At 29.5% G+C, this 13,117-nt stretch carries 18 protein-coding genes; all 18 read left to right on the forward strand.

Translation table 11 applies throughout. The features are described from left to right. The first annotated feature begins 71 nt into the window (after positions 1 to 71). The 18 genes from B5D15_RS03585 (at position 72) to B5D15_RS03670 (ending at position 13,087) form a co-directional block, all read left to right on the forward strand. Complete coding sequence (locus B5D15_RS03585) at positions 72 to 1,304, forward strand: peptidase U32 family protein (RefSeq protein ID WP_078695742.1); 1,233 nt, start codon at positions 72 to 74, stop codon at positions 1,302 to 1,304. Next, a complete protein-coding gene (gene udk / locus B5D15_RS03590) occupies positions 1,297 to 1,932 on the forward strand; it encodes a uridine kinase (protein WP_078695743.1) in 636 nt (211 codons plus the stop codon). The genes B5D15_RS03585 and udk overlap by 8 nt, the downstream gene beginning before the upstream one ends. Positions 1,933 to 2,079: 147 nt before the next feature. Further along, on the forward strand, positions 2,080 to 2,754 hold the full coding sequence (sigK, locus tag B5D15_RS03595; protein ID WP_078695825.1) for an RNA polymerase sporulation sigma factor SigK: 675 nt from the start codon (positions 2,080 to 2,082) through the stop codon (positions 2,752 to 2,754). Positions 2,755 to 2,924: 170 nt separating this feature from the next. Further along, positions 2,925 to 3,443, forward strand: coding sequence for a YqeG family HAD IIIA-type phosphatase (locus B5D15_RS03600; protein WP_078695744.1), 519 nt, complete (start codon positions 2,925 to 2,927; stop codon positions 3,441 to 3,443). Next, entirely contained in the window at positions 3,433 to 4,260 is an 828-nt protein-coding gene (gene aroE / locus B5D15_RS03605; protein ID WP_078695745.1) for a shikimate dehydrogenase, read from the forward strand. Before B5D15_RS03600 ends, aroE begins: the two co-directional genes overlap by 11 nt. A 32-nt stretch (positions 4,261 to 4,292) precedes the next feature. Further along, positions 4,293 to 5,504, forward strand: coding sequence for a GspE/PulE family protein (locus tag B5D15_RS03610; protein ID WP_078695746.1), 1,212 nt, complete (start codon positions 4,293 to 4,295; stop codon positions 5,502 to 5,504). 12 nt (positions 5,505 to 5,516) lie between these two features. Next, positions 5,517 to 6,575 (forward strand): type IV pilus twitching motility protein PilT, encoded by a 1,059-nt coding sequence (locus B5D15_RS03615; RefSeq protein ID WP_078695747.1) that lies wholly within the window; start codon positions 5,517 to 5,519, stop codon positions 6,573 to 6,575. A 13-nt stretch (positions 6,576 to 6,588) separates the two neighbouring features. Continuing rightward, the gene (locus tag B5D15_RS03620) at positions 6,589 to 7,779 is read left to right on the forward strand and encodes a type II secretion system F family protein (RefSeq protein ID WP_078695748.1); all 1,191 of its coding nucleotides are present in this window, start codon (positions 6,589 to 6,591) and stop codon (positions 7,777 to 7,779) included. A gap of 55 nt (positions 7,780 to 7,834) precedes the next feature. Further along, on the forward strand, positions 7,835 to 8,215 hold the full coding sequence (locus B5D15_RS03625; RefSeq protein WP_078695749.1) for a type II secretion system protein: 381 nt from the start codon (positions 7,835 to 7,837) through the stop codon (positions 8,213 to 8,215). 64 nt (positions 8,216 to 8,279) lie between these two features. Then, positions 8,280 to 9,032: a prepilin peptidase gene (locus B5D15_RS03630; RefSeq protein WP_078695750.1), complete on the forward strand. Its 753-nt coding sequence runs from the start codon at positions 8,280 to 8,282 to the stop codon at positions 9,030 to 9,032. A gap of 80 nt (positions 9,033 to 9,112) precedes the next feature. Then, positions 9,113 to 9,607: a hypothetical protein gene (locus B5D15_RS03635; protein ID WP_078695751.1), complete on the forward strand. Its 495-nt coding sequence runs from the start codon at positions 9,113 to 9,115 to the stop codon at positions 9,605 to 9,607. After that, positions 9,604 to 9,930 (forward strand): hypothetical protein, encoded by a 327-nt coding sequence (locus B5D15_RS03640; RefSeq protein WP_078695752.1) that lies wholly within the window; start codon positions 9,604 to 9,606, stop codon positions 9,928 to 9,930. Before B5D15_RS03635 ends, B5D15_RS03640 begins: the two co-directional genes overlap by 4 nt. Before the next feature lie 117 nt (positions 9,931 to 10,047). Next, positions 10,048 to 10,464, forward strand: coding sequence for a PilW family protein (locus tag B5D15_RS03645; protein ID WP_078695753.1), 417 nt, complete (start codon positions 10,048 to 10,050; stop codon positions 10,462 to 10,464). Further along, positions 10,457 to 10,858 carry a hypothetical protein gene (locus B5D15_RS03650; protein WP_078695754.1) on the forward strand — a complete coding sequence of 134 codons (402 nt, stop codon included), beginning with the start codon at positions 10,457 to 10,459 and terminating at the stop codon, positions 10,856 to 10,858. The genes B5D15_RS03645 and B5D15_RS03650 overlap by 8 nt, the downstream gene beginning before the upstream one ends. Positions 10,859 to 10,871: 13 nt before the next feature. Further along, the gene (locus B5D15_RS03655) at positions 10,872 to 11,489 is read left to right on the forward strand and encodes a hypothetical protein (protein WP_078695755.1); all 618 of its coding nucleotides are present in this window, start codon (positions 10,872 to 10,874) and stop codon (positions 11,487 to 11,489) included. Positions 11,490 to 11,513: 24 nt separating this feature from the next. After that, positions 11,514 to 12,020: a hypothetical protein gene (locus B5D15_RS03660; RefSeq protein ID WP_078695756.1), complete on the forward strand. Its 507-nt coding sequence runs from the start codon at positions 11,514 to 11,516 to the stop codon at positions 12,018 to 12,020. 4 nt (positions 12,021 to 12,024) lie between these two features. Continuing rightward, positions 12,025 to 12,591, forward strand: a complete 567-nt coding sequence (pilO, locus tag B5D15_RS03665; RefSeq protein WP_078695757.1) for a type 4a pilus biogenesis protein PilO — start codon at positions 12,025 to 12,027, stop codon at positions 12,589 to 12,591. Beyond that, positions 12,569 to 13,087 carry a shikimate kinase gene (locus B5D15_RS03670; protein ID WP_078695758.1) on the forward strand — a complete coding sequence of 173 codons (519 nt, stop codon included), beginning with the start codon at positions 12,569 to 12,571 and terminating at the stop codon, positions 13,085 to 13,087. Before pilO ends, B5D15_RS03670 begins: the two co-directional genes overlap by 23 nt. Positions 13,088 to 13,117: the final 30 nt, after the last annotated feature.

Consider the following 13,117-nt stretch of genomic DNA (forward strand, 5'->3'; position numbering starts at 1 on the left):
GGACACGATGAACAAGGAAGGAAACATAAACTTTATAAAGTTTTATAAGTTTTTTGTAACGGAGGTATATAATGAGTAAAATAGAGCTTTTAGCTCCTGCAGGTAATCTTGAAAAATTAAAGACTGCTGTTATATATGGTGCTGATGCTGTATATATAGGTGGAGAGGCCTACAGCCTTAGAGCTATGGCTGACAACTTTGACAGAAAAACTATGATTGAAGCTCTTAAATTTGCCCATGACAGGGGAGTTAAAGTTTATGTAACTTTAAATATTTTCCCTCATAATGATGATTTAAAAGGAATGCCTGAGTATATTAAATACCTTAGAGATATAGGGGTTGATGCAGTAATAATATCTGACTTAGGAGTATTTTCTATAGTTAAGGAAGTTGCACCAGAACTTGAAATACACATAAGCACTCAGGCAAACAATGTGAATTATAAAACTGCAGAATTTTGGTATAAGCTTGGAGCAAAAAGGGTTGTACTTGCAAGGGAGATGTCTTTGAAGGAAATAAAGCAGATGAGGGAAAAAGTACCAATGGATTTAGAGCTTGAGGCTTTTGTTCATGGTGCTATGTGCATATCCTACTCTGGAAGATGCCTGCTTTCAAATTATATGACAGGAAGAGATGCAAATAGAGGAATGTGCGCTCATCCCTGCAGATATAAATATTATCTCGTGGAGGAAAAAAGACCGGGAGAATATTTTCCTGTATTTGAAGATGAGAGAGGAACATATATTATGAACTCTCAGGATTTATGTATGATACAGCATATACCAGAGATAGTAGAGAGTGGGATTTATAGCTTAAAGATAGAAGGAAGAATGAAAAGTTCATATTATGTTGCAACAGTTACAAAAGCTTATAGGCAGGCAATAGATGCTTATCTTAGGGATAAGCAAAATTATGAATTTAACCCCAAATGGCTTGAAGAAGTTTCAAAGGCGAGCCATAGAGAATTCTCAACAGGATTTTATTTTGGGAAACCTAAAAAACAGATATTTAGTACATCTTCATATATAAGAACTCATGATATTGCAGGAATAGTTTTAGATTATGATGAATCGTCAAATATTGCAGTTGTTGAGCAGAGAAACAGGATATTTAAAGGCGATGAAGTTGAAATTTTAACTCCAAAGGGTGATAATTTCAGCATAAAACTAAATGTTATTTGGGATGAAGAAGGAAATGAAATAGAAGCTACTCCTCATCCTCAGATGATATATAAAATAAAATCAGAAGTACCACTGAAGCCATTTGATATGCTTGTAAAAGAAAAGGGGGATATGAATGAGTAAACCTATACTTATTGGAATTACAGGGGGAACGGGTTCTGGAAAGAGTACAGTAGCTCAGGAAATTTATAAAGGACTTCCTGAGGAACAGATATGCATTATTGAGCAGGATTCCTATTATAAGGATCAAAGCCATTTGTCCTTTGAAGAAAGAGTAAAAACGAATTATGATCATCCTGATGCCTTCGATACTGAACTTTTATTAAGCCATTTAAAACAGCTTAGCGATGGAAAGTCTATAGACAAGCCAATTTATGATTTTGGAATACACAACAGAGTAAAAGAAACTATAAAGGTCGAACCTAAGGATATTATAATACTTGAAGGAATTTTAATACTTGCTGAGCCTGAAATAAGAAAGATGCTTGACATAAAGATATTTGTTGATACTGATGCTGATGTGAGAATAGTAAGGAGAATACAAAGGGATATAAAGGAAAGAAAAAGAACTTTAGATTCAGTGATTGACCAGTATATAAGTATTGTAAGACCTATGCATCTCCAGTTTGTTGAACCAACAAAAAGATATGCAGATATTATTATCCCAGAGGGAGGATATAATAAAGTAGCTATTGACATTATGATAGCAAAGGTTAAAGAGATAGCTGCTTCAAAGCAGAATAAAAATTAATTTTGGAATATATTTATTTTTGTACCAAAATATGATAAAATAATATTACAACTCAAAATCTTTTAAAATATAAACATATCCAAAACCTTCAGGTAGCTGTAGAAGTTACATAGAAATTCTACCGGGGGTGAAAATTTGTTGTTGGATATGTTTTTTAATCTCTGCAGCTGCAATGTTCCATTTATAGGTTATGTAGCAGGAAGCAGCTCTTTTCCCTATCCACTTACTGAAGAAGAAGAAAGAAAGCTGTTTTTCTTATATAAATCTGGCGATGAAAGCGCTAAAAATGAGCTTATAACAAGGAACTTGAGACTTGTTGCCCATATTATTAAAAAGTTCAGTCCTCAAGGCAGGGATGCTGACGATTTGATATCTATAGGTACCGTAGGACTTATTAAAGCTATTGAAAGCTTTGATTACAATAAGGGCAACAGACTTGCAACCTATGCTGCAAAATGTATTGAAAACGAAATATTAATGTATGTTAGAGCTAACAAAAAAATAAAGTCAGAAGTTTATCTTCAAGATCCTATTGGAGTTGATAAGGAAGGCAATGAAATATGCCTTATGGATGTACTTGGAACAGACAGCGATGCGGTGCTTGATGAGGTTGAGAATAAAGTATCTATAAAAAAATTATATAACCTCATAGAAAAGATTCTTGAAGGTAAAGAGAAACTTATCATACAGTTGAGGTATGGGCTTACAGGCGAACCTCAGACTCAAAGGGAGATTGCAGCACTTCTTGGAATATCAAGATCATATGTATCGAGGATAGAGAAAAAGGCATTAAAAAAACTTGCAAAAGAGATGAAATGTTAGATTTGAAACTATAAATTAGTTTTATTTTAATAATTTTGTAAAGGATTTGAAGCAGAAATTCTGCTTCTTTTTTATTAACGATAAATTGATGTATGTGTTGGAAATGATGTTTAATTTATGTATAATATAATAATGTAAGAAGATTTATAGAAAAGTAAGTCGAGGGAATCATGAAAAAAAGATATTTACCTGATTATTATTTCAAAAGTATTTATACAATTGATTTTAAAAAACTGAAAAGTAAAGGTATAAAGAATCTTATAATAGATATCGACAATACCTTAATGCCTTGGGGATGCAGAATAGCCGATGAAAAAGTTAAAAATTTAATAAAAAGCTTAAGAGATGATGGATTCAATATATGCTTACTGTCAAACAGCTCAAAGCACAGGGTTAAATTATTTAAGGATAATATGGATGTTGAATTTTATTCCTTTGGAATTAAGCCTATGAAAATAATGTTTAAAGGTGCTATGAAAAAACTTATGGGCTCCCCAAAGGATACATGTGTTATTGGAGATCAGATATTCACTGATATTTTAGGTGGAAACAGGTGCTGCATTTATACTATTCTTGTTGATCCTATTTCGAATAATGAATTTATAACAACTAAGCTTTTAAGGAAAATCGAAGGAAGTATAAAATCAAAATTAGAATATCAAAAGGAGAATGTAGAGAGTGAAGGATAATCTGTATGGATTGCTTGGATATAAATTAACTCACAGCATTTCCCCCGTTATACATGAGGAAATACTAAAAAGACTTAATATAGATGGAAGATATGAATTGTTTGAGATTGAAGAGTATAAATTAGAGGATAGTATTAAAAGATTTAAAACTTCTTCAATTAGGGGGTTAAATGTAACTGTACCATATAAAATTACTGCATTAAAGTATATTGATGAATTGAGCGAAGAAGTAAAAAATATTGGTTCTATAAACACTATATTATTTGAAAATGGTAAAACAAAAGGTTTTAATACGGATTACTACGGATTCAGCCTGATGCTTGACAAATATGATTTGAATATAAAAGGCAAAAAAGCTTTAATTTTAGGAACAGGAGGCGCTGCAAGGGCAGTTGTTTTTTCTCTTTTAAATAAAGGAATAGATAAAATTTATATAGCAAGCAGAAACGCATATAAAGCCAAAACAGGGAAATGGCCTCCTATAGCAGAAATCCTTTCATATGATTATTTAAAGGGTTTAAAAAATATGGATTACATTATAAACTGTACACCTGTTGGTATGTTTCCTAATATTGATTCTTCTCCTGCTGACAGGGAGATAATTAAAAATTTTTCAGCTGCTATCGATTTAATTTATAACCCTTATAAAACTCTTTTTTTAAAAGATGCAGAAGAACTTGGATTAAAAGCATTTAATGGGCTTTATATGCTTGTAGCTCAGGCGGTTATTTCCCAAGAAATATGGAATAATATAGCAATTGACAAAAATCAAATTGATATTATATTTGAATTAATTAAAGAAAAAATATATCTTTAAACTATAAAATTTAAAAGCTTGGGTGATAATCTATGAGCAATATTGAAAGCTCAAATGCTGATATGAATTTAGTGGATATAAAAAATATATCTGCAGTAAAAATTGTTGATAATATTATAATTGAGGCAGTAAAAAGAAAATCAAGCGATATACATATAGAGCCCTTTGAAAAATACGTGAAAATCAGGTTTAGAATAGATGGACACCTTTACGAATATAAAAGATTTCCCTTTGAAATATATGAATCTTTAGCTCTTAGAATAAAAGTAATTGCAAATATAGATATAGCAGAGAAGAGATTACCTAAAGATGGAAGAATAATAGAAAAGATAGATGATAATGAATTTGACTTTAGAGTATCAACCCTGCCGAGCATTTTCGGAGAAAAAATAGTAATAAGAATATTAAATAGAAACAATGTTATTATAGATAAAGGACAGCTTGGATTAAAAAAGACTGAAATAAAGATAATCGATAAGATTTTAAGAAGCAGTAATGGGATGCTTTTTATAACTGGACCTACAGGAAGCGGAAAAACAACTACTCTTTATACTCTAATTAAAGAAATTAATTTAGACGATAAAAATATTGTTACAGTAGAAGACCCCGTTGAATATATGATAGATGGAGTTAATCAAGTAAATATAAATGTAAAGTCAGGATTAACATTTACAAGCATATTAAGAGCTATACTCAGGCAGGATCCTGATGTTATTATGATTGGAGAGATAAGAGACTCTGAAACTGCTGAAATTGCTGTAAGGGCAGCTATTACGGGACACCTTGTTTTAAGCACACTTCATACCTATAATTGTGTATCAACAATAATTAGGCTGATAGATATGGGTATAGAGCCCTATCTTATTGCAGCTTCGATATCAGGAATAGTTTCTCAAAGGCTTGTAAGGAAAATATGCCCCTATTGCCAAGAAGAATATGAAGCAGGGAATTATGAAAAATATATGTTAGGAATAGAAATGAATGAGAAAGCGAAGCTGTATAGAGGAAGAGGATGTGCTAAATGTAATTATACAGGATACAAAGACAGAACAGGTGTTTTTGAAGTTTTAGAAATATCAAATGAAATAAGAGAAGCTATTATTACATGTAAAAACATAAACGATTTAAAAAAATTGTGCGTTGACAGAGGGATGGTAACTCTTGAAAATTCATGCAAAGATATGGTTTTGCATGGTTTAACTACTATAGATGAATATTTAAGAATAGTTAATAAGGAAGAGTAGAGGAGGTCAAAAATGATACCATTTGAAGAATTGCTTTATAAAGCAGTAGAACTTAATGCTTCAGATTTACATATCACGGTTGGAATACCGCCTACTATGAGAATAAATGGAAGCTTGATGCCCTATGGAAATGAAAAATTATCTCCAAAGGATACAGAGGAGTATACAAAATGTATTCTTAATAAAGAACAATATGAAAAATATTTATCAGAAGGCGAGATGGATCTTTCATATTCTATTCAAGGGAAAGGGAGATTCAGGGTAAATATTTTCAGGCAAAGAGGAAGCGATGCAATGGCTCTTAGAACTGTAGCGCTTCAAATGCCTACATTAGAAAAACTTGAAATGCCTCAGGTAGTCAAAAGCCTGTGCAAAAAAAATAGAGGTTTAATACTTGTTACTGGGCCTACAGGGAGTGGAAAGTCTACTACTCTTGCAGCTATGATAAATGAGATAAACAATACAACAAATGGCCATATAATAACTCTTGAAGATCCAATAGAGTATTTGCATAAACATAAGAAAAGTATTGTAAACCAACGAGAAATAGGCCATGATACTATGAGCTATTCTGCTGCCTTAAGAGCAGCATTAAGAGAAGATCCAGATGTTATTCTCGTTGGGGAAATGAGGGACCTTGAAACAATTTCTATTGCTATAACTGCTGCTGAAACAGGACACCTTGTAATGTCAACTCTTCATACTATAGGAGCTTCAAAGACAATAGATAGAATTGTTGATGTATTTCCACCTCATCAGCAGCAGCAAATTAAAGTTCAGCTGTCTTCAGTGCTTGAGGGTATTATATCACAGCAGCTGATTCCTAAAGCAAACGGACAGGGAAGAACATGTGCCTTCGAGATTATGGTTGCAACACCTGCTATTAGGAATCTTATAAGGGAAGGGAAAACACATCAAATAGATTCTGCAGTTCAAACTGGAGGAAAGTATGGCATGAAAACCATGGATATGTCTTTAGTCGAACTTTATAAAAAAGGCATAATTACCTACGATGATGCTATTACCTATTGTGTAGATAAGGATATTATGGAAAGGCTAATTAACTTTTAAGAAGGTGTAGTTTATGCCTGTTTATAAATACAGAGCAAAAAGTATAAACGGGGATACGATAAGCGGGGAAGTAATTGCAGAGGATGAAAAGAGTGCAATAGGGATAATCAGGGAATATGGCTATTATCCCTGCTTTATTAAAAACTGCAGTAAAAATATATCTGATTTTTTTACTCCTGCTAAAATAAACAATAAAGAACTTTTTATGCTCTGCAGGCAGATTTATTTATTTAACAGTTCTGGTGTTAATATAATACAAGCCTTTCAAATCATTAAAGAGGGTATGAGTTCAAAATTATATAAAGATTATTTTGAAGATGTAATTAAAAATATTAAAAGAGGCATGAGCATATCAAGTGCACTATGTATAAACCAAAAGGTACCTGATATTTTAATTAAAATGATTAAAGTTGGAGAAAACTGTGGAAAACTTGATGAAATTATGGAGTCAATGGCTGAATATTTTGAGTGGAAATATAAATCAGAACAAAAGCTAAGACAAATATTGATATATCCAATTTTTGTAGCAGTTTTTGCATTTATAGTGATAAATATACTGTTGTTTAAGGTTATACCCTCTTTTATAACTATATTTAACCAATTTAATATAAAAGATTTTCCTTTAACTACAAGAATTATTATTTATTTTAGCAGTTTTATAAGAGATAAGCAGATTACATTAATAATATTTTTTGTAGTTTTGTCTGTTATAGTAAAAATGTTTTTAAATAGCAAAAATTTAAATTTAATAAAATTTATGTTACCCTTTTATAATAAAATATACAGCAGCATAATATGGCTGAACTTTGTAAGAGCTTTTTCAATGCTTGTTTCAAGCGGTATATCTATAATAGAGAGCATAGATATATGTATTGAAACTATAGATGATAATATTATAAAAAGACATCTTACAAAAGCACTTGATATAATAAAAGAAGGAAGCAGCATTTCCTATGCCCTCGCATCTCAAAAAATAGTCCCTCAGAACATAATAAAGCTTATTAAAATAGGCGAGGAATCAGGAAATCTCGATATAATGCTTAAAAAATGCTTTGAAATATATGAAATTGAAGTGGAAAATCAATCTGAAAGGGTTATATCGATTATTGAACCTCTTGTTATAGCTTTTTTATCGGTCGTTGTTGGATTTATAGTTATATCTATTATTATGCCTATTTTTCAGATTTACGATGTAATTGGATAAATGTGAATTAAAAAGTTAAAAATGGAAATAATAAGGGTAGGAGGCGATAGTTTGTATGAAGATTAAACGAAAAGGCTTCACCCTTATTGAAGTATTATCTGTTATAGCAATTTTAGGTATTATTATGTCTATTGTTGTACCTCGAATTGGAAATTACAACAAAAGCGCAAAAAAAGCTATGTTTTTATCTGACGCTAAAACAATAATGACGGCTATAGAACTTTATAATGTAGAGGCAGAAGATTTAATTTATGATAGTGATACTATCGATGAAGTTAAAGCAAAGCTTTTACCAGAAGGAGACGAAAGTAAAAAATACTTAAACAATTGGCCTTCGGAGTTTCCAAGGGGTGTAGAAACCGTAGGGGATTTAAAAGGATTTATTCAGGATCCTAATAAAACTGCCTATTATGAAAGAAATACTCAGAGCAATTAAAATAATGATGGTTTTAAAATTTATTTTAAATAAAATATTTTTTTAAGGGAGATAGGGAGTAAAAATGAATACTATACTTGTTATAATCTATGGGATTGTTATTGGAAGTTTTTTAAACGTATGCATATACAGAATACCTAATAATGAGTCCATTTCTTATCCGCCGTCCCATTGTACAAATTGCGGAAATAGAATAAAATGGTATGATTTAATTCCAGTTTTAAGTTATGCTGCATTAAAGGGAAGATGCAGATTCTGCAATACAAAAATCTCTGCTGAATACCCTTTAATAGAAATATTTACGGCTTTAGTTTTTGCTAATTTATATCATAAATATGGAATAACCTTTGAGTTTTTTAAATATGCAGTTTTTGTTGCGATTTTAATAGTGATTGGTATGATAGATTTAAAAACTACTGATGTATATTTTAGCACAATTGTATCAGGACTGATTACAGGTGCTTTATTTGCATCATATGAACTATATCGCTATGGAGTAATATTAAATTATTTTCTTGGCGCAGCCTTTGCGGCAGGAATAATAGCTGTAATTATATTGCTTACAAAGGGTATGGGATGGGGAGATGCAGAAATATGCCTCGTATGCGGGCTTTATCTTGGATTTAAATTGTCAATAGTTATGCTCTTTTTAACCTTTATAATAGGAGCGATTGCAGGAATAGTATTAATCCTTACAAAAATAAAATCAAGAAAGGATTTTATTCCCTTTGGGCCTTTTATTTCATTAGCTTCAATTATTACTGTATTCTGGGGAGAAAATATAATAGCCTGGTATTTTAAAAGCCTGATGTTATAATTGGGCTTTTATTTTTTATCTAAGTATAAAAATATACCTTTATGGGTATTAATTATAGATGGCTGCTGGAGGTAAATTTTATGTATATTAAAAAAGGATTTACTCTTATAGAAACACTTTTTATTTTATTTATAATAATAATGATAAGCTTAATGTGCTCTTTAAGGGCTGAATCATATATTAAAAAAGACAGGCTAAGTATTTCCTGCGAGGAACTTGTAAACGATCTTAGATATGCTAAGATGACGGCAGTTTGCAAAAATAAATCTACTGTAAGAGTATTATTTTTAAAGGATAATGGGAAGGGGGAATATAGTGAATATATTATTTACAGCGCTTCTAACATTGAAGAGCCGTCAATGGTAATAAAACAAGTAAAACTTCCCCCTAATGTTTTTATCAGCAGGGGAAAAAGCACCTTTAGCCAGGGAGATTCTGAAAACAGATTGATTTTTTACTCTAAAGGGAATGTAAAACCTGCTTGCAGAATTGTTTTAATAGATAAAGAAACAGGAAGGGAAGAGGAAATAACCCTGACAATAGGGTATACAAGGATAATGAGGGTGAAAAGATGAGAAAAGGCTTTATGTTGATTGAAACAGTTATTATATCCTCTGTAATTTCTATTATACTTATTTGTGTGACCAATCTTCACATAAGAGCTATTGAAATAAATAGAATTACGAAGGAAAGAGATGAAGCTTTTAATATAGCAAGGTCTGTTTGTGAAATATATAAAGGCAGAAATGTAGTGATTCCCAATGATTATACTGCTTTTTATGTTAATGATGTTTATGAAACCTACGAAGAATTTTTAAACTCCCCGATGGAGGGTGTATCAAATAATGATTTAGACTTTTTTATAGATAAAAACTATAAAAAAAAAGATACGGTATAATTTTAAAAAAGATTGAGGAAAGTGGTTTCTCAGGAATAAAAGTATATGTTTTTTCTATGAATAGAAAGGAGAGGCTTATTTCTCTTATGATATTAAAATAGTTTAAAGTGGTGGATTATGAAAAATAAGGGCTTTACTTTGATAGAAGTGTTATTGATGATAATAGTTTTATCATCAATAACAGTATATGTTATGAATTTTTTGTTTCACTATAATAACTTTGTTTGGAAAATTGAAGATAATGTTGATATACAGGAAAACATGAAAATAGCTATGGATTTTCTTTATGATAGTATTGTAAAAGCTGGTTCTATAAACATAGAAAATAATTCTATTTATATAGATGGCAAAAAATTTTACATTAAAAACAATATATTAAGATATGACACTGATTCTCAACAAATAGCATCAGGAATTACAAAAATTGAGATAATAAAGATTTCTGATAATCAAAATCTATACTTTATAAAAATATATTCTAATAATAAAATTGAAACAACATATGTATTAAACAGAAGTGATGTATATGATTAAAAAAGGATTTGCAGCTATTTATATAATAATACTTCTAATACCGGTGATGCTTTTTTCTTTTAAGATGATAGATTTAACTGTTATAGATTATAAAATAGGTTCAAATATTTATATAAAGCAGCAGGCTTTATATAATGCTGAAGCAGGAATAGAATTTGCTTATAAAACTCTGCAGGAATATAATTACCCTAAATCCTTTAATAAAACCTATTATATAAACATAGATGAAAATAATGTTGAAATTTTAGATAGAAAAGCTTATTGGGAATCCATGGCGGTTGTAAAAATTTCATCAAAAACTCAAAACAGCATTATAGAATATTTAGTAGATTCAACAGGAAGCTATAAGGGTTTTAATTATAATATCAGTAAAACAGTTAAACATATTGAATAAATTGGAGGGCATTATGCTTTCGATGGATATTATTTCTATTTGTTTTAATTTTGACTCGATTGATGTTATGTATGCTAAAAAAACAATTTTTTTCTTAAATATAGTAGAGGCTTTTAAAATTAAATCATTACATTATGATATAACAAAAATCGATATTTCTAATATTGTTAAAGAGTATATTGCTGAAAAGAAAATAAATCCAATAGCTATTAGATGGGTATTAAGGGATGAGGATTTATTTAAAAAATATATTGTAATTCCTTATATGAATAAAAAGTATATAGAAAAAAACGTTCACTATGAAATAGAAAAAGAATTATGCAGGTATTTTAAGTATTATAATATTTATTTTAAAATTATAAACTCTTTTTATGAAAACCATAGCAAAAAACTTAATATTAAAGCTTTTGCAGTTCCCAAAAGTATAGTTGATTTTTGCGTTGATGTCTCTAAGGATTTAGGAGTTAAAACTGATATAATTGAGCCAAAAGAAGAAAGCAGGGAGAGAACATTAAAAAATATAAAAAGAAATAAAAGTGATACAATCTTCAAAAATAATATATTTGTTAAAGAAAGCTGCAATATCGATATACTCGAATTTGCGAGCAATATTGGAATACTTTTAAGATGATACTACAGGCCTTTGGAGGTTTTTATGAAAAATGTTAATTTTATAGATGGAATCGTTATAGAAAAAAGGGATTTCAGCTATGACAGTAGAAAAAAAACAATTCTTTTATTGATTTCGGCTGTAATACTTTTAATAATGTTATATGTTCCATATATTGAATATAAAAATTTGCAGAATAAAAAAGAAGAAATTGAAAAAACATACAAAACTTCTTTAAATGATTATAATGAAAACATGTTTAATTTTTATAATGATATATTAAACAATCTTAAAAACAAAAAAATATATTCATACAATTTTGTTTATGGAATTTATAAGTGCACGCCAAAGGATTTGAACATAAATTCAGTTGAATATAATAAAAAGTCTGTTTTAATTGAGGGTGAAACTAAGGATTACAGCTTAATAGAATATTTTATAAATGAGCTTGAAAACAATTTTAAAAACCAATCTGTACGGCCTTTAAGAATAGATTGGGAAAGCATTGAGAATACATATAAGTTTTATATAAATATTAATTTAAAAAGGTGAAAAAATGAAGAATTTGAGTAAAAGAGAAAAGTTTCTGCTTTTTACAGCGATAGCTTTTATGATATTATATTTATATTATGCTTATTATCTTTTATTTTTTTTGAATAAAATAAGAGACTTAAATATGAAAATCAAAGAAATAGAAAATAATAAATATAAATATAAATCTGAGGAATCAATAAAACTTTATACTGGTATTCCAAAGTCAGAGGAAAGTTTTAAAGCAATAAGCGATATAAAAAGTTTTTCTGATTCCTTTAACTTATCTTTGATTAGAATCGATTTTAAAACGCCTTATGAGGTAAAAGATATAAGATATAGCAGCATAAAGCAAATGAAGCTTTATGCTGTTCCTGTTGAGGTTATTTTAAATGGAGGCTATGAAAACATCTGCAATTTTATAAAGAGCTTTGAAGAAAATAAAAGGATATGCGAAATAGATAGTGTACAATTTAAAAAATCAGATGTGAGTTTTAGCGCATATATTAATATATTATATTATTTTTTAACTAATGATGGTGAGGTTGAGAGGGGTAATGGCACACAATATGAAAGTATTAAATATGAATAAAAATTATCAGATTGCATTAATAGGTATGCCAGGAAGCGGGAAAACAACTGTAGGAAGAAGGCTTTCATCTATACTTGATGTACCATTTTTTGATGTGGACGAATTTATACGGAATAAAACTAAGAAAACAATCGATGAACTTTTTTTAAAAGGAGAAGAATACTTTAGAGATATTGAAACCGATGCTTTAAGAGAAATATCAAAAATCTCTCCCTGCGTAATTTCTACAGGAGGGGGAGCAGTTACAAGATATGAAAATATGGAATTGCTGTCAAAAGCTATAATTATATATTTATATAGACCTCTTCAAAACATAATTAAAGACATAGACTGTTCTTTAAGACCTCTTTTGAAAAATAATCCTGACAGGGTATTTGAATTATATAATGAGAGAAAGAATTTATATGAAAAATACTGCAATTTTAAAGTTATTAACGATAAAACTATAGATAATGCTGTAGAAAATATCATAGAAAAAGTATTAAAAATTCTATAGAGATAGAATTTTATAGGTAATTTAATTATA

Origin of the sequence: Caloramator quimbayensis (assembly GCF_900167605.1) — a bacterium.
Taxonomy (GTDB): Bacteria; Bacillota; Clostridia; order Clostridiales; family Caloramatoraceae; genus Caloramator_B; species Caloramator_B quimbayensis.

Coding starts and splice junctions, on each gene's coding strand:
- B5D15_RS03585 (WP_078695742.1), top strand. CDS start 72: ATGAGTAAAATAGAGCTTTTAGCTCCTGCAGGTAATCTTGAAAAATTA.
- udk (WP_078695743.1), top strand. CDS start 1,297: ATGAGTAAACCTATACTTATTGGAATTACAGGGGGAACGGGTTCTGGA.
- sigK (WP_078695825.1), top strand. CDS start 2,080: ATGTTTTTTAATCTCTGCAGCTGCAATGTTCCATTTATAGGTTATGTA.
- B5D15_RS03600 (WP_078695744.1), top strand. CDS start 2,925: ATGAAAAAAAGATATTTACCTGATTATTATTTCAAAAGTATTTATACA.
- B5D15_RS03610 (WP_078695746.1), top strand. CDS start 4,293: ATGAGCAATATTGAAAGCTCAAATGCTGATATGAATTTAGTGGATATA.
- B5D15_RS03615 (WP_078695747.1), top strand. CDS start 5,517: ATGATACCATTTGAAGAATTGCTTTATAAAGCAGTAGAACTTAATGCT.
- B5D15_RS03620 (WP_078695748.1), top strand. CDS start 6,589: ATGCCTGTTTATAAATACAGAGCAAAAAGTATAAACGGGGATACGATA.
- B5D15_RS03625 (WP_078695749.1), top strand. CDS start 7,835: ATGAAGATTAAACGAAAAGGCTTCACCCTTATTGAAGTATTATCTGTT.
- B5D15_RS03630 (WP_078695750.1), top strand. CDS start 8,280: ATGAATACTATACTTGTTATAATCTATGGGATTGTTATTGGAAGTTTT.
- B5D15_RS03635 (WP_078695751.1), top strand. CDS start 9,113: ATGTATATTAAAAAAGGATTTACTCTTATAGAAACACTTTTTATTTTA.
- B5D15_RS03640 (WP_078695752.1), top strand. CDS start 9,604: ATGAGAAAAGGCTTTATGTTGATTGAAACAGTTATTATATCCTCTGTA.
- B5D15_RS03645 (WP_078695753.1), top strand. CDS start 10,048: ATGAAAAATAAGGGCTTTACTTTGATAGAAGTGTTATTGATGATAATA.
- B5D15_RS03650 (WP_078695754.1), top strand. CDS start 10,457: ATGATTAAAAAAGGATTTGCAGCTATTTATATAATAATACTTCTAATA.
- B5D15_RS03655 (WP_078695755.1), top strand. CDS start 10,872: ATGCTTTCGATGGATATTATTTCTATTTGTTTTAATTTTGACTCGATT.
- B5D15_RS03660 (WP_078695756.1), top strand. CDS start 11,514: ATGAAAAATGTTAATTTTATAGATGGAATCGTTATAGAAAAAAGGGAT.
- pilO (WP_078695757.1), top strand. CDS start 12,025: ATGAAGAATTTGAGTAAAAGAGAAAAGTTTCTGCTTTTTACAGCGATA.
- B5D15_RS03670 (WP_078695758.1), top strand. CDS start 12,569: ATGAAAGTATTAAATATGAATAAAAATTATCAGATTGCATTAATAGGT.